The organism is Pseudomonas anuradhapurensis (assembly GCF_014269225.2).
Lineage (GTDB): Bacteria > Pseudomonadota > Gammaproteobacteria > Pseudomonadales > Pseudomonadaceae > Aquipseudomonas > Aquipseudomonas anuradhapurensis.
On the sequence record NZ_CP077097.1, the window covers coordinates 968,633 to 993,776 of the forward strand.

Sequence of the window (25,144 nt, forward strand, 5' to 3'; positions counted from 1 at the left end):
CATGCACGGCGAATCTCCGATCAAACGTCGCGAATCCCGCAAAATCTGGGTCGGCAATGTGCCTGTGGGTGGTGATGCGCCCATCGCGGTGCAGAGCATGACCAACACCGACACCAACGATGTGGCCGCCACCGTGGCGCAGATCCAGCGCCTGGTCGATGCCGGCGTGGACATCGTGCGGGTCTCGGTGCCGGACATGGACGCCGCCGAGGCGTTCGGCCGCATCAAGCAGCAGGTCAGCGTGCCGCTGGTTGCCGACATTCACTTCGACTACAAGATCGCCCTGCGCGTAGCCGAACTGGGCGTCGACTGCCTGCGTATCAACCCGGGCAACATCGGCCGTGAAGACCGCGTGCGCGCGGTGGTCGATGCGGCCCGCGACCGTGGCATCCCGATCCGTATCGGCGTCAACGCCGGCTCCCTGGAGAAGGACCTGCAGAAGAAGTATGGCGAACCGACCCCGGCTGCGCTGGTCGAGTCGGCGCTGCGCCACGTCGAGCACCTCGACCGCCTGGACTTCCAGGACTTCAAGGTCAGCGTCAAGGCCTCCGACGTGTTCATGGCCGTCGAAGCCTACCGCCTGTTGGCCAAGCAGATCGTGCAGCCGCTGCACCTGGGCATCACCGAAGCCGGTGGCCTGCGTTCCGGCACGGTGAAATCCGCTGTCGGCCTCGGTATGCTGCTGGCCGAAGGCATTGGCGATACCATCCGTATCTCGCTGGCGGCCGACCCGGTCGAAGAAGTGAAGGTCGGCTACGACATCCTCAAGTCGCTGCACCTGCGCTCGCGTGGCATCAACTTCATCGCCTGCCCTAGCTGCTCGCGGCAGAACTTCGATGTGGTCAAGACCATGAACGAGCTGGAAGGGCGCCTGGAAGACCTGTTGGTACCGCTGGACGTGGCGGTGATCGGTTGCGTGGTCAACGGCCCGGGCGAAGCCAAGGAGTCCCATGTGGGGCTGACCGGCGGTACGCCGAACCTGGTCTACATCGACGGCAAGCCGGCGCAGAAGCTGACCAACGACAACCTGGTCGACGAGCTGGAAAAGCTCATTCGCCAGAAAGCGGCCGAAAAGGCCGAAGCCGACGCGGCGCTGATCGTCCGTGGCTGACACCCGAATTCGTAAGGACTTTTCGTGAGCAAATCGCTGCAAGCCATCCGTGGCATGAACGACATCCTGCCTGAACAGTCGCCGTTGTGGCGCTACTTCGAAGGCACCGTGGCCGGCCTGCTGGATACCTACGGGTACAGCCAGATCCGCACGCCGATCGTCGAGTTCACCGAGCTGTTCAAGCGCTCCATCGGTGAAGTGACCGACATCGTCGAAAAAGAGATGTACACCTTCGAGGACCGCAACGGCGATTCGCTGACCCTGCGTCCAGAAGGTACTGCTGCCTGTGTGCGTGCCGTGCTCGAGCATGGCATCACCGGCAACGGCCAGGTACAGAAACTGTGGTACATCGGCCAGATGTTCCGCCACGAGCGCCCGCAGAAAGGCCGTTACCGCCAGTTCCACCAGATTGGCGTGGAAGTGTTCAACCTGGACGGCCCGGACATCGACGCCGAGCTGATCATGCTGACCTGGCGCCTGTGGGGCCTGCTGGGCATCCAGGACGCGGTCAAGCTGGAGCTCAACAGCCTGGGCACCAGCGAAGCCCGTGCGCGTTACCGCGATGCGCTGGTCGAGTTCCTCTCGGCACGCCTGGAGCAGCTGGATGAAGACAGCCAGCGCCGGCTCAAGAGCAACCCGCTGCGCATCCTCGACAGCAAGGACCAGAACACCCAGGCGGTGCTGGTTGGCGCGCCGAAGCTGGAAGACTACCTGGACGAAGAATCGCGCGTGCACTTCGAGGGCCTCAAGGCCCGCCTGGACGCTGCCGGTATCCCGTTCGTGATCAACACCAAGCTGGTGCGTGGCCTGGACTACTACAGCAAGACCGTGTTCGAGTGGGTGACCGACAAGCTCGGCGCCCAGGGCACGGTCTGCGCTGGTGGCCGCTACGACGGCCTGGTCGAGCAGATGGGCGGCAAACCGACCCCGGGCGTCGGTTTCGCCATGGGTATCGAGCGCCTGATCCTGCTGCTGGAAACCCTGGGCAAGGTGCCCGAGTCCATCAGCCGACAGATCGACGTCTACCTCTGCGCCTTCGGCGAACCGGCCGAACTGGCAGGCCTGCGCTTGTCCGAGGGCCTGCGCGACCGCCTGCCGGGCCTGCGCCTGGCGGTCAACGCCGGTGGCGGCAGCTTCAAGAGCCAGTTCAAGAAAGCCGACAAGAGCGGCGCGCTGTTCGCGCTGATCCTTGGTGATGACGAGCTGGCCAAGCAAGAGATCGGCTTCAAGCCCCTGCGTGGGCAGGGCGAACAACAGAACATTGCCTGGGATGCTCTGGCTGAGCACCTGGAAACCGCGATCGCGCAGGCGTAACGCGGTTCAACAAGCGAATAGGCGAAAAGGAGTATTGGGGTGTCGAGTACCGATGATGAACTGGCAGGGGTCAAGGACTGGTGGAACCGCAACGGCAAGCCGCTGCTGACCGGTGCCCTGCTGGCTGGCGTGGTGGTGTTGGGCTGGAATACCTGGCACAAGTACCAGAACAATCAGTCGCAAGGTGCCTCGCAGCTGTACCAGGCCTTGCTGGAAACCAGCCTGACGCCCACTGGCCAGCCTGACGCGACCAAGGTCGCGGAACTGGCCGGCAAGCTCAAGAGCGAGTTCGGCGGTACCGCCTACGCCCAGTACGGCAGCCTGTTCGTGGCCAAGGTCGCGGTCGAGAGCGGCAAGCTCGACGACGCCGCTGCCGAGCTGAAAAGCGTGCTGGACAAGCCGGCCGATGCCACCCTGGGCGAAATTGCACGCCAGCGCCTGGCTCGCGTACTGGCTGCCCAGAACAAGGCCGAGGACGCCCTCAAGCTGCTCGACGGGGATGCCGACCAGGCCTTCCTGGCCAGCCGTGAAGAGTTGAAGGGTGACCTGCTGGTGCAGCTGGGTCGCGCCGACGACGCGCACAGTGCTTACGAGAAAGCCAAGGCTGCGTTGTCCGATGAGGCGGCGGTCGGTGGCCTGCAATTGAAGCTGGATGACTTGGCCAAAGGGGACGCGTAAGTGATCGGTTGGAAACATGCAGCAGTGCTGACCCTGGCCGTACTGGCCGCGGGTTGCAGCAGCAACAGCAAGAAGGAACTGCCCCCGGCCGAGCTGACCAAGTTCACCGAGGAAGTGGTGCTGAAGAAGCAGTGGAGCCGTTCGATCGGTGACGGCCAGGGCGAAACCTACAACACCCTGGTGCCGGCCATCGAAAACGACCGCATCTACGCCTCCGACGTCAATGGCGAAGTCTTCGCCCTCGACCGCATCACCGGCGACGTGGTGTGGAAGAAGGACCTCGAGCTGCCGGTTTCCGGTGCTGTCGGCGTCGGCTATGGCCTGGTCATGCTGGGTACCCTCAAGGGTGAAGTGATTGCCCTGGACTCCAGCACTGGCGAGGAGCGCTGGCGCTCCCGGGTGACCAGCGAAGTGCTGGCCCCGCCTGCCAACAATGGTGATGTGGTGGTCGTGCAGACCCAGGACGATCGCCTGATCGGCCTGGATGCCGCTACCGGTGACCGCCGCTGGATCTACGAGAACAGCCCGGCCGTGCTGACCCTGCGTGGCACCGGTGCGCCGATCGTCACCAACCGCCTGGCCGTCGCCGGCCTGTCCACCGGCAAGGTGGTGGCGGTAGACATCAACAACGGTGTGCCGGTGTGGGAAAGCCGTGTGGCGATTCCGCAAGGCCGTTCCGAGCTGGACCGTGTGGTCGATATCGACGGCGGCCTGCTGCTGTCGGGTGGTACCCTGTACGTCAGCACCTACCAGGGCCGCGTCGCGGGCCTGGACCTGGAAAGCGGCCGGGTGCTGTGGCAGCGTGATGCCTCCAGCTACGTGGGTGTCGCCCAGGGCTTCGGCAACGTCTACGTCAGCGAAGCTTCCGGCACTGTCGAAAGCGTGGATGAACGCTCTTCCAGCGCGCTGTGGAGCAACGACACCATGGCGCGTCGCCAGCTGACCGCGCCGGAAGTGTTCTCCAGCTACGTGGCGGTGGGTGACTTCGAGGGCTACCTGCACCTGCTGAGCCAGGTCGATGGCCGCTTCGTCGGCCGTGAGCGTATCGACAGCGATGGCCTGCGTGCCCGCCCACTCGTGGTCGGCGACACCATCTACGTCTTTGGCAACAGCGGCAAGCTCGAGGCACTGACCATCCGCTGAAGCTATGCTTGAAGCCTTGGCGGGCTTCAAGCCGCGGCGTAGGACACGCCGCCCGAACTCCGGCCGCTGCCTTGCAGCGGCCTTTGCATTTTCAAGAATTCAAGAGTGGAGAGCCGAATGGTTCCCGTAATCGCCCTGGTGGGCCGCCCGAACGTCGGCAAATCCACCATGTTCAACCGCCTGACCAAGACCCGCGATGCCATCGTTGGTGACCTGTCGGGCCTGACCCGTGACCGCCAGTACGGTGATGCCAGCTGGCAGGGTCGTTCCTTCATCCTGATCGACACCGGTGGTATCACCGGTGACGAAGTGGGCATGGACGAGAAAATGGCCGAGCAGTCGCTCATGGCCATCGAAGAAGCCGACTATGTGCTGTTCCTGGTCGATGCCCGTGCCGGCATGACCGCTGCTGACCAGATGATCGCCGAGCACCTGCGCAAGCGGAACAAGGAAGCGATCCTGGTTGCCAACAAGATCGACAACATCGATGCCGATGTCGCCCGCGCCGAGTTCTCGCCGCTGGGCATGGGCAATGCCATTCCGGTGGCGGGCTCCCAGGGCCGTGGTATCAATGCGTTGATGGAGGCCGTGCTCGGCCACCTGCCGCGCGACCAGGTCGAGGAAGCGCTGGACGCCGAAGTCGCCGAAGGCGAAGAAGCGGTGCGCATCCCTGGCCCGAGCGAGAAGGACGGCATCAAGATCGCCATCATCGGCCGCCCCAACGTGGGCAAGTCGACCCTGGTCAACCGCATGCTCGGCGAAGAGCGCGTGGTGGTGTACGACCAGCCGGGCACCACCCGCGACAGCATCTACATCCCGTTCGAGCGCGATGACGAGAAGTACACCTTCATCGACACCGCCGGCGTACGCAAGCGCGGCAAGATCCACGAGGAAGTCGAGAAGTTCTCGGTGGTGAAGACGCTGCAGGCGATCAAGGACGCCAACGTGGTGATCTTCGTCATGGATGCCCGCGAAGGCGTGGTGGACCATGACCTGAACCTGCTGGGCTTCGCCCTGGAAGCCGGCCGCGCCATTGTCATTGCCCTGAACAAGTGGGACGGCATGGAGCCGGGCGAACGCGACTACGTGAAGACCGAGCTGGAGCGCCGGCTGTTCTTCGTCGACTTCGCCGACATTCACTTCATCTCCGCCCTGCACGGCACCGGCGTAGGCCACCTGTACAAGTCGGTGCAGGCCGCGTTCAAGTCGGCCGTGACCCGTTGGCCGACCAGCCGCCTGACGCAAATCCTCGAAGATGCCGTGAGCGAGCACCAGCCGCCGCTGGTCAATGGCCGCCGCATCAAGCTGCGCTATGCCCACCTCGGTGGTGCCAACCCGCCGCTGATCGTGATCCACGGTAACCAGACCGACAAGATTCCGAAGTCGTACTCGCGTTACCTGGAAAACACCTACCGCCGCGTGCTGAAACTGGTCGGTACGCCGATTCGCATCGAATACAAGGGCGGTGAGAACCCGTACGAGGGCAAGAAGAACACCCTCACCGATCGTCAGGTCAACAAGAAACGCCGCCTGATGTCGCACCACAAGAAGGCCGAGAAGAAGCGTCGCGACAAGAAACGCTGATTCCGCGTCAGCTTCTTCGCGGGCTTGCCCGCTCCCACAGATACGGTACGACCCTTGAGCTACGTGCAGTACCTGTGGGAGCGGGCAAGCCCGCGAATCGCCCTTTGACCCAGCGCAATGCCCCCAGCGTTTCAACCTTTTTCCTGACCGCTCGATCCGCTATGCTCGGACTCCAACCCGTGCCGGATACACCCCAGGAAAGAGGGCTTCATGATCCGCAGCAAACTGCCGAATGTCGGCACGACCATCTTCACCAGCATGTCCCAGCTCGCCGCGCAGACCGGTGCGCTCAACCTGTCGCAAGGCTTCCCCGACTTCAATGGCCCGCAGGCGCTGCTCGATGCAGTGGGCCGGCATGTGGCTGCCGGGCATAACCAGTATTCACCGATGACCGGCCTGCCGGCGTTGCGCCAGCAGGTGGCGGCCAAGGTCGCGCGGCTATACGGTGCACAGGTGGATGCCGACCAGGAAGTGACCATCACCCCCGGTGCCACCGAGGCGATTTTCTGTGCCATCCAGGCGCTGGTCCACGCTGGCGACGAGGTGATCGTCTTCGACCCGTGCTATGACAGCTACGAACCGTCCGTGGAACTGGCCGGTGGCCGTTGCGTGCATGTGCGCCTGAGCGATGGCGACTTCCGTATCGACTGGCAGCAGTTCGCCGATGCGCTCAGCCCGCGCACGCGCATGGTCATCCTCAACTCGCCGCACAATCCCAGCGGTGCGCTGATCACTCGCGCAGACCTGGACCAGCTGGCGCAGCTGATCGCCGGCCGCGATATCCACCTGATCAGCGATGAAGTGTACGAACATCTGGTCTATGACGGTGTGCGCCATGCCAGCGTACTGGCCCATGAGCAGCTGTACTCGCGCGCTTTCGTGGTCAGCTCGTTCGGCAAGACCTATCACGTTACCGGCTGGAAGACCGGTTATGTGATCGCGCCGCCGGCGCTGAGCGCCGAGCTGCGCAAGGTGCACCAGTACGTCAACTTCTGCGGGGTGACGCCGCTGCAGTGCGCCTTGGCCGAGTTCATGGCCGAGCATCCCGAGCATATCGATCAATTGCCTGCCTTCTACCAGGCCAAGCGCGACCTGTTCTGCGGTTTGCTGGACGGCTCGCGGTTTCGTTTCACCCGCACGGCGGGTACCTATTTCCAGCTGGTGGACTATTCGCAGATCCGCCCGGACCTGAACGATGTCGACATGGCACTGTGGCTGACCCGTGAGCACGGAGTGGCGAGCATCCCGGTGTCGGTGTTCTACCAGCAGCCCATCCCCGAGCAACGCCTGGTCCGCCTGTGCTTTGCCAAACGAGAGGAGACGCTGCGTCAGGCAGCGGAAAGACTATGCGCGATCTGAGCACACTGCCCAACCTGAAAGTCGCCCTGGTGCAAACCACCCTGGCCTGGCACGACCGCGAGGCCAACTATGCGCACTTCGAGGAGCTGCTGGCGCAGGTCGGCGAGGTGGACCTGGTGATTCTGCCGGAAATGTTCACCACCGGTTTCTCGATGCAGTCGGAGAGCCTGTGCGAGCCTGAGAATGGCCCGACCTACAAATGGTTGAAGGCCCAGGCGAAGAAGTGCAACGCGGTTGTCACCGGCAGCGTGATCATCCAGGCCGCCGATGGCAGCCACCGTAACCGCCTGCTGTGGGCACGGCCGGATGGCGAGATCCTGCACTACGACAAGCGCCACCTGTTCCGCATGGCCGGTGAGCACAAGCACTACACCCCGGGCGAGCGCCAGGTGCAGTTCGAGCTCAAAGGCTGGCGGATTCGCCCGCTGATCTGCTACGACCTGCGCTTCCCGGTGTGGAGCCGCGATGCCCAGGACACCGACCTGCTGCTGTACACCGCCAACTGGCCGGCTGCGCGGCGCCAGCACTGGAACCGCCTGTTGCCGGCACGGGGCATCGAGAACCTGTGCTATGTGGCGGCGGTGAACCGGGTAGGCACCGATGGCAAGGGCTTCGCCTATTCTGGCGACAGCCAGGTGCTGGACTTCCAAGGCGAGAGCCTGCTCAGTGCCGGGGAGGCGGACGGGGTGTTCACCGCCGTATTGAGCGCGGCGGAACTGGCGGCGTACCGGGCCAAGTTCCCGGCCAACCTGGATGCCGATACCTTCGAACTCCGTTGAGCTGCCACTGGCCCCTGTAGGAGCGGCCTTGTGTCGCGAAGGGCCGCAGAGCGGCCCCAGGGTTCTGGTGGCGATGCGAAGATTGCCGGGGCCGCTTTGCGGCCCTTCGCGACACAAGGCCGCTCCTACAGAGGTTGCGTTATCAGTACACATCCCGTCGGTAGCGTCCATCCTCGATCAGTTGCTGCACTACTGCTTCGCCCAGGATGCCATTGAGCGCCGTGTCGACACCCGCCGCCATCCCTTGCAGGCTACCGCAGACATATACACAGGCGCCGTCGTGCATCCAGCGCTTGAACTCATCGGCCTGTTGCCACAACACATCCTGCACATACACCTTCTCGGCCTGGTCCCGCGAAAACGCCAGGTCCAGGCGCGCCAGGTCGCCGCTGGCCAGCCAGCCTTGCAGTTCGTCGCCACACAACAGGTCGTGCGCCCGGTTGCGCTCGCCAAACAGCAGCCAGTTGCGCTGCTCACCTGCATTCACCCGCGCGCGGATCAGGCTGCGCAGGCCGGCCAGGCCGGTGCCGTTACCGATCAGCACCAACGGTGCCGCCGTTTCCGGCAGGTGGAAGCTGCTGTTACGCCGCACCCGCAGGCTCAGCGTGCCGTTCAGCGGCAGGTACTCGGTCAGCCAGCCGGAGCCCAGGCCCAGGTGGCCATCGGCGTGGCGTTCCTGGCGCACGATCAGTTCCAGCACGCCATCGCTGGCGATCGAGGCGATCGAGTATTCGCGGCTGCCGATCGGCACAAGTGCATCGACCAGCGCTTGCGGCTGCAAGCCGACCAGATGCTCGCGATGGGCCGGCAACTGCCGGCCGGCCAAGGCTTGGACGAGGGTTTCAGCCAGGCCGTTCACCTGCACCTTGGCCCCGGCATCCAGCGCCATGCCAGCGAGGAAGGCGTCGATCCGCGGCTGGCCATTGAGTGGCAGGATCTCGACCAGGTCGCCGGCTTCCCAGCTGGCGGGCTGTTGCGGCTGCAGGCCGAGCAGGTACACCGGTTGGCCCTGACTGCCCGGGTTGAGCAGTACCCGGCGCACCAGTGACCAGTTGCCGAAGCTCGGCGGCTGCCAGGCAGCCACTGGCTGGGCGCCAGTCAGTTGCGCCAGTTCCTGCTGCCACTGCTGCAGGGCGGCCTGGTCGGCGTTGTCCACTTCCACCGGGCTGAATGCGCTGCTGGCACCGCGCTCACCCAGCCACGCCTGCAGGCGCCGGGCGAAGCCGCAGAAGTGCGGGTACTGGCGGTCGCCGAGGGCGAGCAGGGCATAGCTGAGGTTGTTCAGCGCCCACGGCTGGCCGAGCACCTTGCGCTCGAACACGCGGGCGCTGTCCGGGGCTTGGCCGTCGCCGAAGGTGCTGACCACGAACAGCGCACGGCGGGCCTGGCGCAAGTCGTTTTCACCCAGTTCGGCCAGGGCGCGCACCTGTACCGCCAGGCCGGCAGCCTGCAACTGACCGGCGCTCTGCCAGGCAAGCTGCTCGGCCAGGCCGCTCTGGCTGGCAAACCCGATCAGCCAGCTGTCGCCGCTGCCATGGCTGTCGGCGACCTTGCCACGTGCGGCGCGCACCTGGCGCTTCTTGCGGCGGCGGTCGAGGTACAGCAGCCAGCCGGTGACGAAGAACAGCGGCATGCTCAGGCTGGCGAGGGTGACGATGATGCGCCCCGGCAGGCCGAAGTATTCGCCGACATGCAGGGCGTAGACGCTCTGCAGCAGTTGCGCCTTGAAGGATTTTTCGCTGTAGCGGTCATGCTTTTTTACCTGGCCGGTGGCCGGGTCCAGCACCAGGGTGTTGAAGGCACGCGGATGGTCGGCGTTTTCCAGCAGGTAGAACAGGTTGGCCGGTTGGCCGCCCACCGGTGGCAGGCGCAGGTTGTACATGGCCAGGCCCGGGCCCGCAGCGTCCTTCAGGTTGGCCCAGATCGCGTCATAGTCGACCACCAGCGGCGGGGCGTTCTTGTCGCTGTGCTGCGGCCCGTGGCGGCCACGGCCTTCGCCACGTTGCTGCTGCTGGCCGCTGGCTGGGGCGTCGGCCAACAGCCGGTTCAGGCCTTCGCGGTACCACTCGTAGGACCAGAACAGCCCGGTCAGGGCGAACAGCAGGTAGAACAGCAGGCACCAGGTGCCGGCCACGGCGTGCAGGTCCCAGTTGAACGCACGGCCCGTCTTGGCCCAGTCGAGGGTCAGCCAGGCGCGCCAGTCCAGCGCCTTGCGCGGCCAGCGCAGGTACAGGCCGGACAGGCAGAAGAACACCAGCATCAAGGTGCAGGCACCGGTAATCTGCCGGCCAGTGTCGCCCATGGCCAGAAAACGGTGCAGGTTGAGCATGAGGTTGAAGAAGCCTTGGCCGGCTGCTTCACCCTTGAGTTCGCCGGTGTAGGGGTCGGCATAGCGCAGCTGGCCACGGCGCTCGCCCGGTGGCGGCGTGAAGAAGATACGTGCGGCATTGCCGTCGCGCACGTCAACCCACAGCATTGCCACCTTGTCGTGTTGCTGGGCCTCCACCCGCCGTACCAGCTCGGCCGGCGGCAGCACGCCTTCGGTGCGCACTTCTACCTTGAGGACATCGGCATTGAAGGCACGCAGCAGTTCGTCCTGAAACGAATACAAGGCCCCGGTAATGCCCATCAAGGCCAGCACCAGGCCGGCGCTGATGCCGAACAACCAGTGCAACTGGAACAGCGTCTTCTTCACCACCTGATCACCTTGTGTTTCTGCCGCATACCGCGCGGCGTGCATTATGCCTTGATACGCGAACGCCCCGCTCACGGCGTGTGAACGGGGCGGGGGCTTATCGGTCATTGGTTGCCCGTGCCGGCCTCTTTACGGGTAATCTCGCTCCCGCCGTTGCTCCACTAAACTCGGGGCTGGTGACACCTGTGGCAGCGGTTTACCCGCGAAGAGGCCAGCACAGATGCATCAACCCCGCCCGGCCATCAGAAGTGCACGCTGGTGGTCAACAGCGCAGTCCGCCCGGCTGCCTGGTTGGCGAAGTGGGTCGAGAACGCCTTGTCGTAGTACACCTCGTTGGTCAGGTTCTGCACGTTCAGCTGCAGGTCGACATTCTTGGTCAGCTTGTAGGCGGCCATGGCGTCGTAGCGCACGTAGCTGTCGACCATCGTGGTGTTGGCCACGTTGCCATACACGTCATCCACGTAGAACGCGCCACCGCCGACGGTCAGCTTGGGCGTAATGGCGTAAGTGGTCCACACGCTGGCACTGTTGTTCGGCGTGTTCGGCAGCTGGTTGCCATCGTTGGCCTTGCCCATCGGCCCGCCGTCGATCTGGCGGGCTTGCAGGTAGGTGTAGCCGGCGAACACCTGCCACTTGTCGGTCAGCTTGCCGCTGGCCGACAGCTCGATGCCTTGGACCCGGGTTTCGCCGACGTTTTCGTAACTGGTGGTGTCCACCTGCACACGGGCGTTTTCCTTCTCGGTGCGGAAGATCGCGGCCGCCAGCGACAGGCGTTCGTCCAGCAAGTCCCACTTGGTACCGATTTCGTAGTTGCTGGTTTCTTCCGGTTCCAGGTCGCTGCTGAGAATGTTGCCGCCGCGGTCAGTGGTGCCTGACTGTGGGTTGGTCTCGGTACCTTCGCCGAGCATGGCGCCAGGCGGAGTCGCGGATGTGGCGTAGGAAACATAGATGCTGCCGTTCTCGGCCGGCTTCCAGACCAGACCCAGCTGGCCGGTGAAGAATTCGCTCTTGTCGCGGCCTTTGAGAGGGACGCCATTCTTGTTCACGCTGGTTGCGCCATTGGCGTTGTAGGTGCGGAAGCGGGTATCGAAGTGGTCGTAACGCAGGCCCATGTTCAACAGCCACTGGGGCGTCAGCTCCAATGTGTCGAACGCATAGATCGCCCGGGTCTTGCCGCTGGTCTTGGTACCGGCGTAGTTGCGCGTGACGGTGCCGTCCCAGGCGTCGTCCGGGTTCGGGTCGCTCAGCGAGGTGCAGCTACCGCCATTGCCGGGCCCGCTGCAGGTGAGCTTGCTGTTGGGCGTGACGGTGTAGCTCTGGCGGTCGGAGTCTTCCTTGCTGAGCTCGATACCGGTGGAAAAGCTGTTCTTGAAACCTGCCACGAAGAACTCGCCGAACAGGTCGGTCTGGTTGGTGGTGGTAGCGGTATTGCCCACACGGCTGTTGGCACGACGCCATACACCGTTGTTGTTCACGTTGCCGGCACTGTCGTCAGGCTGGGTCAGCACATAGTCCTGCATGCTGTTGCCGTGACGCAGGGTGTTCTTGATGGTCAGCGAATCGCTGAGGTCATGCTCGATGGCGATGGTCGCGATATCGGTGCGGGTCTTGCGGAAGTCGCGGCCGGTGAGGCCGTAGAAGTTGTCGCTGTCACCGCCATCGATTGGCTTGCTCGGATGGGCCGAAGTACGCGCGTTGCTGCCGCCAGCCGGAATGCTGTAGGGGATGCCGGAATCCGGCAGGTCGTCGCTTTCCAGGTGGTAGTAGTCGAGGTTGACGCGGGTCGGCGTGCCCAGGCCGAAGGCCAGCGATGGGGCGATACCCCAACGGTCGTAGTTGACCTTGTCGCGGCCGGCGACGTTGCTTTCGTGGGTCATCAGGTTCAGGCGCCCGGCCGCGCTGTCGCTGAACTGGTAGTTGCCATCGAAGGTGTAGCGCTGGGTCTGGTCGCTGCCCCAGGTCCAGGCGCCGTCCAGCGAGTTGCCCAGGTGCGCGCGCTTGCTCACCAGGTTGATGGTGCCACCCGCGGCGCCGCGGCCACCGATGGCAGAGTTCGGGCCCTTGGCCACTTCCACCGATTCGATGGCGAAGATCTCGCGGGTTTGCGCGCCGGTATCACGTACACCATCCAGGTAAGTGTCGCCCTGGGCATCGAAGCCGCGGATGAACGGGCGGTCGCCTTGCGGGTTGCCACCTTCGCCAGCACCGAAGGTGATGCCCGGCACGGTGCGCAGGGCGTCCTGCAGGGTCAGGGCGGTGGTGTCCTTGATCACTTGCTGCGGGATCACGGTGACCGAGCGCGGGGTGTCCACCAATGGCGCGGTGTACTTCTGCGAGGAAGCTTTCTCAACCTTGTAGTCGGTGCTGGCCTGTTCGGCCTTGCCCTGGACGCTGGTGGCATCCAGGGTGATCGCGTTGCTGGCGGCCGGGTCGGCGGCGTAGGCCGTCGAGGCGCTGAGGGCAACGCCGATGGCGGAGGCGATCAGGCGTGGTGAACTCACTGCAGTTGGTACGGATTGGCGCATTGCTCAGGACCTTCCCCAAGGTTTCAAGGCCGCGGATCTTAATGTAAGCAATTAGGAGTCTCAATTGAGATCGGTTACCATTCGCGAATAATTTACAAACTTTACAATTTGCCTTTACGGTTTCATCCGCCTGTAGCGTCTTGCCGGGTGGATAGGGCTTGTGAAGCGCAAAAGGGAATCAATATCATTGGTCCCCCTTTCTGTTGCCAATGGTGCTGACGCCATGCTGCTTCACATCCCCGGCCTGTTCGACGCCGATGAACTGGCCCGTATCCGCGAGGCGCTGGAACAGGCCGACTGGGCTGATGGCAAGATCACCGCTGGCTATCAGTCGGCCAAGGCCAAGCACAACCTGCAGCTGCCGGAAGGCCACCCGCTGGCCAAGGAGATCGGCAGTGCGCTGATCGAGCGCCTGTGGAAAACCCCGCGCTTCATGTCGGCGGCCTTGCCGCACAAGGTGTTCCCGCCACTGATCAACTGTTACCGCGAAGGCGGCAACTTCGGCTTCCACATCGATAATGCCCTGCGCCAGCCCAAGGGCAGCCCGGAGCGGGTGCGCACCGACCTGTCCTCGACGTTGTTCCTCAGCGACCCGGAAAGCTACGACGGCGGCGAGCTGGTGATTCAGGACACCTTTGGCGAGCAGCAGGTCAAGCTGGCCGCCGGTGACCTGGTGCTGTACCCGGGCACCAGCCTGCACAAGGTCAACCCGGTCACTCGTGGCCAGCGTTACGCCGCGTTCTTCTGGACCCAGAGCCTGGTCCGCGAGGACAGCCAGCGCGCCTTGCTGTTCGAGATGGACAATGCCATCCAGCAACTGACTGCCGATGTGCCGGACCATCCTGCGTTGCTGCAGCTGACCGGCACCTACCACAACCTGCTGCGCCGCTGGGCGGAGGTCTGAAACGTGTCCTACCCGTTGCGACGTGAGGAAGTACTGGATGTGGCCGGGTTGCAGGCCATGCTCGAACAGCGTCCTGGCAAGGCCGCCCAGGCGATCCTGGCGGCGGCGGGGCAGGGTGTGGTCGAGGCCCAGTTGCTGCTGGGGCAGATCCTGCTCGACGGGCGGGGTATCGAAACGGATGCCGGCGTGGCCCGGCGCTGGTTCGGCATTGCTGCCCAAGGCGGCAGCGCCATGGCGCACAACATGCTGGGGCGGTGCCTGGAGCATGGCTGGGGCGGCAGCGTAGACCTTGCGCAAGCTGCCATCCACTATGCCCGGGCAGCCGATGCGGGGTTGGACTGGGGGCTCTACAACCTTGGCAACCTGTTGGCCACCGGCCGTGGCGTACCGGCCAACCAGGCGCAGGCACTGCTGTGCTACGAGAAGGCCGCACACATGGGGCATGCCAAGTCGATGAACCTGTATGGGCGTTACCTTGAACAGGGCATTGCCACCGCGCCCAGCCCGGCGCGGGCGGTACGCTGGTATCGGCGTGCGGCCGAGGCGGGGGATTTCCGCGGCATGTTCAGCCTGGGCCTGGTGCTGGTCGAACGCGGGCAGATGGTCGAGGCCGGGCGTTGGCTGGAGCAGGCTCGGCTCGAGGGCAACATGAACTTCCTGCGCAGTGCGCTGGCGACCTTGCAGGGCGCGGGGCCGGTGCTGATGGCTGTTGCGGCGCGCTATGCCGAAGAGATCGAACGGCGCGGGAAATGAGGTTTGGCTGTGCTGGCCGGATCGCCGGCGCCGCACTGCACAAATGAAAACGGGGCCTCGCGGCCCCGTCGTGCATTACAGGTAGTAAGCCTTCAGCGGCGGGAAGCCGTTGAATTCCACTGCGCTGTAGCTGGTGGTGTAGGCACCGGTCGACAGCCAGTACAGGCGGTCACCGATTGCCAGGTTCAGCGGCAGGCCGTACTTGTAGTGCTCGTACATGATGTCGGCGCTGTCGCAGGTCGGGCCGGCGATGACCACTTCTTCGGTTTCGCCTTTTTTCTCGGTCCAGATCGGGAACTTGATCGACTCGTCCATGGTTTCGATCAGGCCGGAGAACTTGCCCACGTCGGTGTAGATCCAGCGCTCGACGGCGGTGCGCGACTTGCGCGCCACCAGCACCACTTCGCTGACCAGGATCCCGGCGTTGGCAATCAGCGAACGGCCCGGCTCGAGGATGATTTCCGGCAGGTCGTCACCGAAGTCTTCCTTGAGGAAGCGGATGATTTCTTCGGCGTAGGTTTCCAGGCTGTTGGTACGGGTGATGTAGTTGGCCGGGAAACCGCCACCCATGTTGATCAGCTTCAGCTCGATGCCGTCTTCGTCCTTCAGGCGTTCGAAGATCACCTTGACCTTGGCGATGGCGGCGTCCCACACGCTGATATCGCGCTGCTGCGAGCCCACGTGGAAGGAGATGCCGTATGGCACCAGGCCCAGGTCGCGGGCGAGGATCAGCAGGTCCATGGCCATGTCGGTCTGGCAGCCGAACTTGCGCGACAGCGGCCAGTCGGCAGTGGTGGAGCCTTCGGTAAGGATGCGCACGTACACTTTCGAACCCGGTGCGGCCTTGGCGATGTTGCGCAGGTCGGCTTCCGAGTCGGTGGCATACAGGCGCACGCCCTTCTCGTAGAAGTAGCGGATGTCCTTGGACTTCTTGATGGTGTTGCCGTAGCTGATGCGGTCGGCGCTGACACCGCGGCCCATTACCTTGTCCAGCTCGTAGATCGAGGCGATGTCGAAGCTCGAACCTTTATCCTTGAGCAGGTCGATGATCTCGACGGCCGGGTTGGCCTTGACCGCGTAGTACACCTTGGCGAACTCGAAGCCGGCGCGCAGGTCGTCATAGGCCTGGCTGATCATCTGGGTATCGATGAGTACGAACGGGGTTTCCTGCTTGTCGGCGAACGCCTTCATCTTCTGGAAGGTGTCACGCGCGAAATAGTCTTCGACCTGGATCGACATGCTCAGGGACTCCATGGGCAAACTGAAAGATTAAGTGGCTGCAAACTGAACGTCCTCCGTATCCCCACTTTGGTTCGCCTACTCAGTACTTGAGCCGGATGGATCGTTTCCAGCATGGACGTTCGGCGCGCACTTTAGGGCGTGAAGAATGCAGAATCAACAGGCAATCCGGGCGTGATCGACGCGGATCGACGACCAGCCATTTGAATAACCGACTCGTGTGACCGGCTGATGTTCCCCAGCGTGTTTCAAACGTAAAAAATAGTGGAATGGAATGCGTTGGCTCCTTCGCGGGCACGCCCGCTCCCACAGGCATCTCGCGGTTCCTGTGGGAGCGGGCATGCCCGCGAAGGGGCCTCAGGTGTTCATATTTATGGCCACATTTCCCTGGCACTGCCGTGCATGAAAAAGACGATAAATTTTTTGTTACCGACTGGCGGAATTGCCGTTCTTGATGAGAAACATTACTATTCGCACCCTCATCCGCCTCCCTGACGACCACCGACCGTGTCCGGACCCAAAGGCTTCCTCGACCACTACCATGAGCTGATCGGCACCTGGACGCGCAAGCTGCGCAGTCGTCAGCAGGCCGAGGACCTCGCCCACGATGCCTTCGTCCGGGTCCTGGAAAGCCCGGGCGAGCAGGTCGAGCAGCCACGCGCCTACCTGCACCAGACCGCACGCAACATTGCCGTGGATGGTTTTCGTCGCGAGGATCGGCGCCAGGCCCTGGAGCTGCAGGCCTGCGACGAAAGCCCGGCCGGCGGTGGCGACCCCGAGGCCTACGTGCACGCCCTGGAACTGGCCGACAGCGTCGAGCGGGCGCTGGCCGAGCTGCCGCTCAACTGCCGCCAGGTGTTCATCTGGCAGAAGCTCGAAGGCCGCACCCAGGCGGAGATCGCCGCGCGCATGGGGTTGAGCAAGAACATGGTCGAAAAGTATATGATCCGCACGCTCCGGCATCTGCGTGAGCACCTGGATGTGTCGGCATGATGAGTCAGGAGGCCTTTTCGATGGAACAGCACGGTAGCGAAACCGTCCGCGAGCAGGCGGCCGCATGGTTCGCCCGCGTGCAGGATGCGCCGCGGGATGCCGGGCTGCAGGTGCAGTTGCGGGCCTGGCTGGAGGCTGACAGGCAACACCGTGACGAGTACGAGCAACTCGCCCGCCTGTGGCACGCCGCCGATTTCATCCCCCGCCAGCGCCTGGAAGCGCTGGCCCGGCCAGCCCCGGTACCCCAGTTGCCACGGCGGCGCCTGGTGCGCATGGCGTTGGCCGCCACGCTGGGCGCCGTGGCGGTGGGGCTGGGCTGGGGCGGCTGGCAGTACCAGCAGCTCAATCACCAAGGCAGCCTGCAAACCGCCTTCAACGAACGCCGCCAGGTCGAATTGCCGGATGGTTCCTACCTTGAACTCAACGGCAGCAGCCATGTGCAGGTCGCGTTCAGCGCCGGCCAGCGTCATGTCCGGCTGATGGCGGGCGAGGTGATGTTCACCGTCGCCCACGACAGCGGCAGGCCGTTCGTGGTCGCCACTGCCCAAGGCCGCGTGACGGTCACCGGTACCCGTTTCGACGTCCGTCAGGATACGGCCAGCACCCGCGTGGCGGTGGAGCAGGGTTCGGTGCGCGTGCAGGGCAAGGGCGCTTCGCTGGCACAGCTTACCGCTGGCCAGGGCTCGCACATCGACGCCCAGGGCCAGGTGGCTGCGCCCTATGCGGTGAATGCCGCCGCGCTGACGGCCTGGCGCCAGGGCAAGCTGGTGTTCGACAACGCCACCCTGGCCGACGTGGTGGCGGAAGTTTCCCGCTACCGCAGCCAGCCGCTGCGGGTCGCCCCCGGCAAGGTTGCCCAGCTACGCCTGTCCAGCACGTTCCGCACCGACGACAGCGACGCCTTGCTGCGCGCCTTGCCGAGCATCCTGCCGGTGGCCATCAAGGCCCATGCCGATGGCTCCAGCGAAATAATCGCGAAATAGATTCAGGTTTTTTTCCGCTCGTTCGTCTTCCCCGCCAGCTGCAACTGCCAAGCATTTCCATTTGCATGCAATTGGCGTTTATTCGGTTTTCCAGGAAGTTTCGACGACGTGAACAACAACAAGCCCTTCCCACGCTTGCGCGCCCTGGCCCTGACCCTGGCGGTCAGTGCCGTGGCCGCCGGCAGCCAGGCCGCAGAAACTGGCAACACCATCCAGATCCAGGCACAACCGTTGGCTTCGGCACTGAACCAGCTGGGTCAGCAGAGCAACCTGCAGCTGTTCTTCAGCCCCGAGCTGGTGACCGGCAAGCAGGCCCCGGCGGTGTCTGGCCAGCTGACGCCCGAGCAGGCGCTGCAACAGTTGTTGCAAGGCAGCGGCCTGACCTATGAAATGTCCCAGGGCACCGTGGTGCTCAAGGCGGCCCAGGCCGATGGCACTGCCACGCCTGGCAGCCTGGAGCTGGCGCCCACCGACATCAAGGTGGTGGGTGACTGGCTGGGCGATGCCCAGCAGAGCGTGGTGCAGAACCACCCCGGTGCGCGGACCGTGGTGCGCCGCGAAGCGATGGTGGAGAAGGGCGCGATGAACGTGCGCGATGTGCTGCGCGGCATTCCGGGGGTACAGGTGCAGGACTCCAACGGCACCGGCGGCAGCGACCTGTCGCTGAACGTTGGCGTGCGTGGCCTGACTTCGCGGCTGTCGCCGCGCTCCACGGTACTGATCGATGGCATCCCGGCCGCTTTCGCGCCGTACGGCCAGCCGCAGCTGTCGATGGCCCCGATTTCCTCGGGCAACCTCGACAGTATCGACGTGGTGCGTGGTGCCGGCTCGGTGCGTTATGGCCCGCAGAACGTCGGCGGGGTGATCAACTTCGTGACCCGGGCGATCCCGGAAAAGCCTTCGGCAGAGCTGGCCACCACCCTGGAAACCTCCCAGCATGGCGGCTGGAAGCACACCGAGTCGGCGTTCGTCGGCGGTACGGCGGACAACGGCATGGGCCTGGCGCTGCTGTACACCGGGGTAAATGGCAACGGCTACCGGGAAAGCAACAATGGCAATGACATCGATGACGTCATCCTCAAGACGCACTGGGCGCCCACCGAGGTCGACGAGTTCTGGCTCAATTTCCATTACTACGACGGCCGTGCCGACATGCCGGGCGGCCTGACCCAGGCCCAGTACGACAGCAACCCGTACCAGTCGCTACGCGACTACGACTACTTCGCTGGCCGGCGCAAGGATGTGTCGTTCAAGTGGCAACGTCAGCTGGACGACGCCACTCAGTTCGAAGTGCTGACCTACTACACCGACAGCTTTCGCGGCAGCGCCATTGCCTCGCGGGACATGAAGACCCTGTCGACCTACCCGCGCAACTACCATACCTTCGCCATCGAGCCGCGGCTGTCACGCATCTTCTTCGCCGGACCCACCACCCAGGAAGTCAGCGTGGGTTACCGTTACCTGAAGGAAGCGATGCGCGAACAGTCGACGCGCCTGGGCCTGGTCGACAACGTGCCGACCCCCGTGCCGGGCTCCGACGGCCATGTGTTCCAGGACCGCAGCGGCGGCACCGAGGCCAGCGCCTACTACATCGACGACAAGATCGACGTGGGTAACTGGACCATCACCCCGGGCCTGCGCTTCGAGCACATCAATACCGACTGGCGCGACCGCCCGGTGCTCGGTGCCAACGGCAAGCCGGTGGCGGAGAAGAACCGCAGCATCACCAGCAACGAACCGCTGCCGGCGCTGAGCGTGATGTATCACCTCTCCGATGCGTGGAAGCTGTTCGCCAACTACGAGACCTCGTTCGGCAGCCTGCAGTACTTCCAGCTGGGCCAGGGCGGTACCGGCAACAGCACGGCCAATGGCCTGGAGCCGGAAAAGGCCAAGACCTATGAAATCGGTACGCGCTATGACAATGGCGGTTTTGCCGGTGAGCTGACGGCGTTCTACATCGACTTCGACGATGAGCTGCAGTACATCAGCAACGACGTGGGCTGGACCAACCTGGGCGCGACCAAGCACCAGGGTATCGAGGCCTCGGTGCGCTATGACCTGGCCGGGCTGGACCCGCGCCTGGACGGGCTGTCGCTGAGCGGTGGCTACACCTATACCCGCGCGACTTATGAAGGGGACATTCCCGGCTTCAAAGGCCGTGACCTGCCGTTCTATTCACGCCAGGTGGCCACCGCCGGGGTGCGCTATGCCGTCAACCGCTGGACCTGGAACCTGGATGCCTATGCACAATCCAGGCAGCGCGCGCCGGGGACCGGAATCAATGCCGAGGGCAGCTTCAATGGTGACTATATTACCGAGCCGAGTGCCGATGGGCAGTATGGCGACATTCCCGGCTATGTGACCTGGCATGCCCGTGGCGGCTACGAGTTCGGGCCACAGCTGTCCAACCTGAAGCTGGCGGCGGGGGTGAAGAACCTGTTCGACAAGCAGTACTTCACCCGCTCCAGCGACAACAATGCCGGCCTCTATGTGGGTGAGCCGCGGACCTTCTACGTGCAGGCCAGTGTAGGGTTCTGATCGGCATTGCCGGGGCCGCTTTGCGGCCCACCGCGACACAAGGCCGCGCCTACAGGAGATCGCATTCCGCTGTAGGCGCGGCCTTGTGTCGCGATGGGGCGCAAAGCGCCCCCAGCGTTCAGGAAGTCACCACCTCAGCCGGCGAGACAATGCTGGTCTTGGCCCCGCGCGAGCGCCCCGAACTCAGGTAAGCCGCAATCGACTCTTGGGTCACCTCACCCAGGAACACCTGCCCGGCATCCAGCACCGGCAACCATGCCCGGTTGTACTCGTACATCCGCGACAACAGGATACGCAGGTGCTCGTCATGTGACGCCGTGGCATTGAAGGGCCGCAGGAAGTCGCCACAGCTGCCCTGCTGGCGATGCATGTCGCGCCGGCGCACATAGCCCAGCGCCTTGTTCTGCCCGTCGGTCACCACCACATAACGGCGGTCGTGCTCGTCGAGCAGTTCCAGCGCCTCGCCCACCGGGGTTTCCGGGCTCACCGATGGCGCGTTGTCCGCCGCATCCTCGGCCCGCACCAGCAGCAGGCGCTTGAGGGTGCTGTCCTGGCCGACGAAATTGCTCACGAACTCATCCGCAGGATGGGCCAGCAAAGTGTCCGGGTGGTCCAGCTGCAACAGCTTGCCGGCACGGAAGATGGCGATCTTGTCGCCCAGCTTGATCGCTTCGTCGATATCGTGGCTGACCATGATCACGGTCTTGTTCAGGGCCCGCTGCATCTCGAAGAATTCGTTCTGGATCAGCTCGCGGTTGATCGGGTCGACCGCACCGAATGGCTCGTCCATCAACAGCACCGGCGCTTCGGCAGCCAAGGCACGGATCACGCCGATACGCTGCTGCTGGCCGCCGGACAGCTCGCGCGGGTAGCGCTGCAGGTACTGCTTGGGCTCCAGCTTGATCATGTGCATCAGCTCGCGGGCGCGTTCGTGGCACTTTTGCCGGTCCCAGCCGAGCAGGCGCGGGACCACGGTGATGTTCTCCTCGATGGTCATGTTCGGGAACAGGCCGATCTGCTGGATCACGTAGCCGATGTGTCGACGCAGGGTCACTTCGTCCAGCCCGGTGGTGTCTTCGCCATTGATGAACACCTGGCCAGAGGTGGGCATGATCAGGCGGTTGATCATTTTCAGCGTGGTGCTTTTGCCGCAGCCCGAGGGGCCGAGGAACACGCAGATCTCGCCTTCATTGACGGTGAGGCTTACCGAGTCGACGGCTTTGACGTCCTTGCCGTTGACGTTGAAGGTTTTGCTGAGGTTCTTCAGTTCGATCATGGGCGCAGTCCTTCTGGAGTCAGGGCACGTTGCAGGGTTTGCAGGAGCAGGTCGGCGACGATCGCCAGCAGGCTGACCAATACCGCACCGACCAGCAGCATCGACATGTCGCTGCGGCTGATGGAGGTGAGGATGAGCACGCCCAGGCCGCCAGCGCCGATGGTGGCGGCAATGGTCATGACGCCAATGTTCATCACCACGGCGGTGCGCACGCCGGCGAGGATCACCGGCACCGCGATGGGCAGCTCGACCATGCGCAGGCGCTGGCCGAAGGTCATGCCGATACCGCGCGCGGCCTCGCGAATGCCGGGTTCGACGTTGGTCAGGGCGAGGTAGGTGTTGCGCAGGATGGGCAGCAGCGAATAGAGGAACACGGCGGTGATCGCCGGCAGCGGCCCCAGGCCCTGGCCGAACTTCGAGTAGAACGGCAGCAGCAGGCCGAACAGGGCGATCGAGGGGATGGTCAGCAGCACCGTGGCGCTGGCTTGCAACGGCCCGGCGACGGCGGGGAAGCGGGTCATCAGGATGCCCAGTGGTACGCCGACGAGGATGGCCAGGCCCACGGCGACGCCCACCAGCATGATGTGCTGCCAGGTGAGCTGCAGCACCTGGGCCCAGTCCAGGTGGCTGAAGGTATCGATCAGGTTCATGGCTGGCCCTCGCTGTTCAGTGGGTGCTCACGCAGGAAGGCCGCCGCCACGGAGGAGGGGTTCTGGTGTTCGACATCGACCTTGGCGTTGAGCTGGCGCATGGTTTCATCGTCCAGTTGCTCGGCCAGTGGCTTGAGCAGGCCGGCCAGTTGCGGGTTGGCGTCGAGCACGGCCTTGCGCACCACCGGGGCGGCGGTGTAGTCGGGGAAGTAGTGCTTGTCGTCTTCCAGCAGCTTGAGCTTGAACGCGTTCAGGCGGCCGTCGGTGGTGTACACCAGGCCGGCGAACACCTGATTGTTGTGCATGGCGGTGTAGACCAGGCCAGCGTCCATCTGGCGAATGTTGGCGCGATCCACTTGCAGGCCGTACATGGCCTTCAGGCCGACCAGGCCATCCGGGCGGTTGGCGAACTCGGTGTCCAGTGCCACCAGGTGCTGGCGGCTACGTTCGCTGCGCAGCACCTGGTTGAGGTCGCTGATCGAATTGATCTGCGGGTAGGCCTCGGCGACCTGGCTGGGCAGGCCAAGCGCGTAGGTGTTGCTGAACTTCGACGGGGTCAGCCAGATCAGCCCCTTCTGCGCATCCAGTTGCTTGACCTTGGCATAGGTTGCGGCAGCACTGGGCATGCGTTGCTCGACGTGGTTGTACGACACCAGTGACACACCGGTATATTCCCACATCAGGTCGAGCTGGCCGGTTTCCTGGGCCTGGCGCGCGATATTGCTGCCCAGGCCGCCGGTGACACGCACGTCAAAGCCATTGGCGCGCAGGTATTGCGCAGTGATTTCGGCGAGTACGGTCTGTTCGGTGAACACCCGCGCGCCGATGCGGATCAGTGGTTTTTCTGCCGCTTGGGCAAATCCTGCGAACAGCAGGGCCGCGCCCAGCAGCAAGGCGATTTTCTTGTTCATCGGTTCCCTCTCGTTATCCGGCCAGGCCGCGTTCCAGCCAGCGTTTGCTGGCGAAGCTCACCGCAGCGTCCAGCGCCAGTGCCAGCAGCGCGGTGCAGGCGGCACCCAGCAGCAGCTGCGGCTGGTTGTTCAGGGCGATGCCGGGGAAGATCAGGCTGCCCAGGCTGTTGGCGCCGATCAAAAAGGCCAGCGGTGCGGTGCCCACGTTCAACGCCAGGGCCACGCGCACACCGCCGACGATGATCGGTACGGCATTGGGCAGTTCCACCTGCCACAGTTGCTGGCGCGGGGTCATGCCGATGCCGGTGGCGGCTTCCTTGAGCGAGGCGGGGACGTTTTTCAGGCCCTCGTAGGTGTTGCGTACGATGGGCAGGAGCGAGGCGAGGAACAGGGCGAAGATTGCAGGCCCGGCGCCGATGCCCAGGATACTCAGGGCGATGGCCAGAACGGCCAGGGGAGGGATGGTGTTGCCAACATTGAACAACTGCATGAAGCGCTCGGCCTTGTCGACCCGTTGCGGTCGACTCAAGGCAATGCCGGCGGGGATGCCCACGGCCAGCGCCGCCGCCATCGAAGCCAGCACCAGTACCAGGTGCGCTTGCAGGTAGAACCCGAGATCGTCGCGATAACGGGCGATCGTGTCGATGCCGATCCAGTGGACCAGCAGGGCCAGGATGACGAGCACGGCGGCCCATCCCAACAGCCCTTTTCCGTAGCGTTCAGCCACAGGCGGACTCCTTGTGTAGTCGGCGAGCACACTTCTTGATAGCCGGCCAGTCCTGGCGGCGGGTGGTGTGTTCGCGAGTAGCAGCGTGACGCATGCCGAAGGCAGCGATCAGGCCATGAGCCGAACCCCGTCGGGTCCGAAAATGCTGATGAAACCAGTCCCCAACCGAAGCGGGTTACGGGGGAGTGGACGTCTCCGAAGGGATAAAGGTTCCCATGGAAAGCGGCATGTGGCCAGCCCGGGTTGCCCCGACGTGCGCTCTTTCCTTGTGCCAATCGCTCGTCCATTGGGTTTGGATACGAGGCCTGTGGGATACCCGTGGGCATTTATTTCAAGGAGCCAATCTGATGCTTGTTCATAACTATGATCGATCTTTCGTTGCACACGTCGCATGCACCACACCGGAGTTCGAGGGCTACCTGGATTGCGCCAAGCTCTCCGAACGGGAGGGCCAGGCAGCGCGCATAGCCGATGATTTTCTAGTGGTTTCCTCGCTGCTGGGCAGAGAGCCTCATCGTTTCTGGTTCCGTTGCATGGTGGACGAGACCCGGGGGCGTCGCTACTACGACATTCAGTCCTGGAGCCGGCGCACCGGTCGTGATTTCAATTCCAGAAAGCGCTACCTGGATCGTGACGGCAATGGCTACGCTTGCCTGTATGACACAAAGGTCAGCGACGACAGGTTATGGAAGGTGATGACACGCAACGATCAAGGGCAGTTTGTCAGCATGGATCAGGACCTGCACGCGGGTGACAAGCTGGCCGTGCGCATCTGGACCCGCACCACCAACATCCAGTTGTGCGCGATGGGCCGGATGGACGTGCTTGATCATTGGTTTGCCTACGGCTGTGCCGGCACGGGCGAACCGCTCGACCTGGAAGTACAGATCACCGACATCGGCGAAGAATTGCTGGACGACCATTGATCCGCAACCGGCATGCGGCTTCGATGGGGGGCATGCCGGTGCTTTGGTCTGCCTGC

General features: G+C 63.9%; 20 protein-coding genes. 13 read left to right on the forward strand and 7 right to left on the reverse strand.

The genetic code is table 11. The features are described from left to right. Window position 1: 1 nt before the first annotated feature. The 7 genes from ispG (at window position 2) to HU763_RS04535 (ending at window position 7,968) form a co-directional block, all read left to right on the forward strand. Complete coding sequence (gene ispG / locus HU763_RS04505; RefSeq protein ID WP_038408727.1) at window positions 2–1,111, forward strand: flavodoxin-dependent (E)-4-hydroxy-3-methylbut-2-enyl-diphosphate synthase; 1,110 nt, start codon at window positions 2–4, stop codon at window positions 1,109–1,111. A gap of 24 nt (window positions 1,112–1,135) precedes the next feature. Continuing rightward, entirely contained in the window at window positions 1,136–2,425 is a 1,290-nt protein-coding gene (gene hisS / locus HU763_RS04510) for a histidine--tRNA ligase (RefSeq protein WP_186686260.1), read from the forward strand. Window positions 2,426–2,464: 39 nt separating this feature from the next. Then, window positions 2,465–3,103: a tetratricopeptide repeat protein gene (locus tag HU763_RS04515; protein WP_186686258.1), complete on the forward strand. Its 639-nt coding sequence runs from the start codon at window positions 2,465–2,467 to the stop codon at window positions 3,101–3,103. Then, a complete protein-coding gene (gene bamB / locus HU763_RS04520) occupies window positions 3,104–4,246 on the forward strand; it encodes an outer membrane protein assembly factor BamB (RefSeq protein WP_170028355.1) in 1,143 nt (380 codons plus the stop codon). A 117-nt stretch (window positions 4,247–4,363) separates the two neighbouring features. Then, window positions 4,364–5,830, forward strand: coding sequence for a ribosome biogenesis GTPase Der (gene der / locus HU763_RS04525; protein ID WP_170028356.1), 1,467 nt, complete (start codon window positions 4,364–4,366; stop codon window positions 5,828–5,830). A gap of 210 nt (window positions 5,831–6,040) precedes the next feature. Further along, window positions 6,041–7,189: a pyridoxal phosphate-dependent aminotransferase gene (locus HU763_RS04530; protein WP_186686256.1), complete on the forward strand. Its 1,149-nt coding sequence runs from the start codon at window positions 6,041–6,043 to the stop codon at window positions 7,187–7,189. Then, window positions 7,177–7,968, forward strand: coding sequence for an amidohydrolase (locus tag HU763_RS04535; RefSeq protein WP_186686255.1), 792 nt, complete (start codon window positions 7,177–7,179; stop codon window positions 7,966–7,968). Before HU763_RS04530 ends, HU763_RS04535 begins: the two co-directional genes overlap by 13 nt. Window positions 7,969–8,110: 142 nt before the next feature. Here HU763_RS04535 and HU763_RS04540 read toward each other — a convergent pair whose 3' ends face one another. Next, window positions 8,111–10,666 carry a PepSY domain-containing protein gene (locus HU763_RS04540; protein WP_186686254.1) on the reverse strand — a complete coding sequence of 852 codons (2,556 nt, stop codon included), beginning with the start codon at window positions 10,664–10,666 and terminating at the stop codon, window positions 8,111–8,113. Between the two features lie 239 nt (window positions 10,667–10,905). Further along, on the reverse strand, window positions 10,906–13,188 hold the full coding sequence (locus HU763_RS04545; RefSeq protein WP_170028361.1) for a TonB-dependent receptor: 2,283 nt from the start codon (window positions 13,186–13,188) through the stop codon (window positions 10,906–10,908). Between the two features lie 223 nt (window positions 13,189–13,411). Between HU763_RS04545 and HU763_RS04550 the strand changes: the two genes are divergently transcribed. Together HU763_RS04550 and HU763_RS04555 are read left to right on the forward strand one after the other, a co-directional pair. Further along, on the forward strand, window positions 13,412–14,092 hold the full coding sequence (locus HU763_RS04550) for a Fe2+-dependent dioxygenase (RefSeq protein WP_170028362.1): 681 nt from the start codon (window positions 13,412–13,414) through the stop codon (window positions 14,090–14,092). 3 nt (window positions 14,093–14,095) lie between these two features. Continuing rightward, window positions 14,096–14,845: a tetratricopeptide repeat protein gene (locus tag HU763_RS04555; protein WP_186686253.1), complete on the forward strand. Its 750-nt coding sequence runs from the start codon at window positions 14,096–14,098 to the stop codon at window positions 14,843–14,845. 75 nt (window positions 14,846–14,920) lie between these two features. Here the strand turns inward: HU763_RS04555 and HU763_RS04560 are convergent, their stop codons facing one another. Next, a complete protein-coding gene (locus HU763_RS04560; protein ID WP_170028364.1) occupies window positions 14,921–16,084 on the reverse strand; it encodes a type III PLP-dependent enzyme in 1,164 nt (387 codons plus the stop codon). A gap of 507 nt (window positions 16,085–16,591) precedes the next feature. Here HU763_RS04560 and HU763_RS04565 point away from each other — a divergent pair. From HU763_RS04565 to HU763_RS04575, 3 genes are all read left to right on the forward strand, one after another. Next, entirely contained in the window at window positions 16,592–17,077 is a 486-nt protein-coding gene (locus HU763_RS04565; RefSeq protein WP_186686252.1) for a sigma-70 family RNA polymerase sigma factor, read from the forward strand. A gap of 20 nt (window positions 17,078–17,097) precedes the next feature. After that, entirely contained in the window at window positions 17,098–18,060 is a 963-nt protein-coding gene (locus HU763_RS04570; RefSeq protein ID WP_186686251.1) for a FecR family protein, read from the forward strand. Window positions 18,061–18,168: 108 nt separating this feature from the next. Beyond that, window positions 18,169–20,598 carry a TonB-dependent siderophore receptor gene (locus HU763_RS04575; RefSeq protein WP_186686250.1) on the forward strand — a complete coding sequence of 810 codons (2,430 nt, stop codon included), beginning with the start codon at window positions 18,169–18,171 and terminating at the stop codon, window positions 20,596–20,598. A 118-nt stretch (window positions 20,599–20,716) separates the two neighbouring features. On the opposite strand, the gene HU763_RS04580 is transcribed toward HU763_RS04575, so the two are convergent. Genes HU763_RS04580 through HU763_RS04595 form a run of 4 tightly spaced genes read right to left on the reverse strand, consistent with a single transcriptional unit; the run spans window position 20,717 to window position 24,162 of the window. Continuing rightward, window positions 20,717–21,874, reverse strand: a complete 1,158-nt coding sequence (locus tag HU763_RS04580) for an osmoprotectant ABC transporter ATP-binding protein OsmV (RefSeq protein ID WP_186686249.1) — start codon at window positions 21,872–21,874, stop codon at window positions 20,717–20,719. Next, window positions 21,871–22,524 carry an ABC transporter permease gene (locus tag HU763_RS04585; protein ID WP_186686246.1) on the reverse strand — a complete coding sequence of 218 codons (654 nt, stop codon included), beginning with the start codon at window positions 22,522–22,524 and terminating at the stop codon, window positions 21,871–21,873. The genes HU763_RS04580 and HU763_RS04585 overlap by 4 nt, the downstream gene beginning before the upstream one ends. Next, a complete protein-coding gene (locus tag HU763_RS04590; RefSeq protein ID WP_186686244.1) occupies window positions 22,521–23,435 on the reverse strand; it encodes a glycine betaine ABC transporter substrate-binding protein in 915 nt (304 codons plus the stop codon). The genes HU763_RS04585 and HU763_RS04590 overlap by 4 nt, the downstream gene beginning before the upstream one ends. A 13-nt stretch (window positions 23,436–23,448) precedes the next feature. Further along, a complete protein-coding gene (locus HU763_RS04595; RefSeq protein WP_186686243.1) occupies window positions 23,449–24,162 on the reverse strand; it encodes an ABC transporter permease in 714 nt (237 codons plus the stop codon). Between the two features lie 347 nt (window positions 24,163–24,509). Here HU763_RS04595 and HU763_RS04600 point away from each other — a divergent pair, with 347 nt between their 5' ends. After that, window positions 24,510–25,088 carry a hypothetical protein gene (locus HU763_RS04600; RefSeq protein WP_186686241.1) on the forward strand — a complete coding sequence of 193 codons (579 nt, stop codon included), beginning with the start codon at window positions 24,510–24,512 and terminating at the stop codon, window positions 25,086–25,088. Window positions 25,089–25,144: the final 56 nt, after the last annotated feature.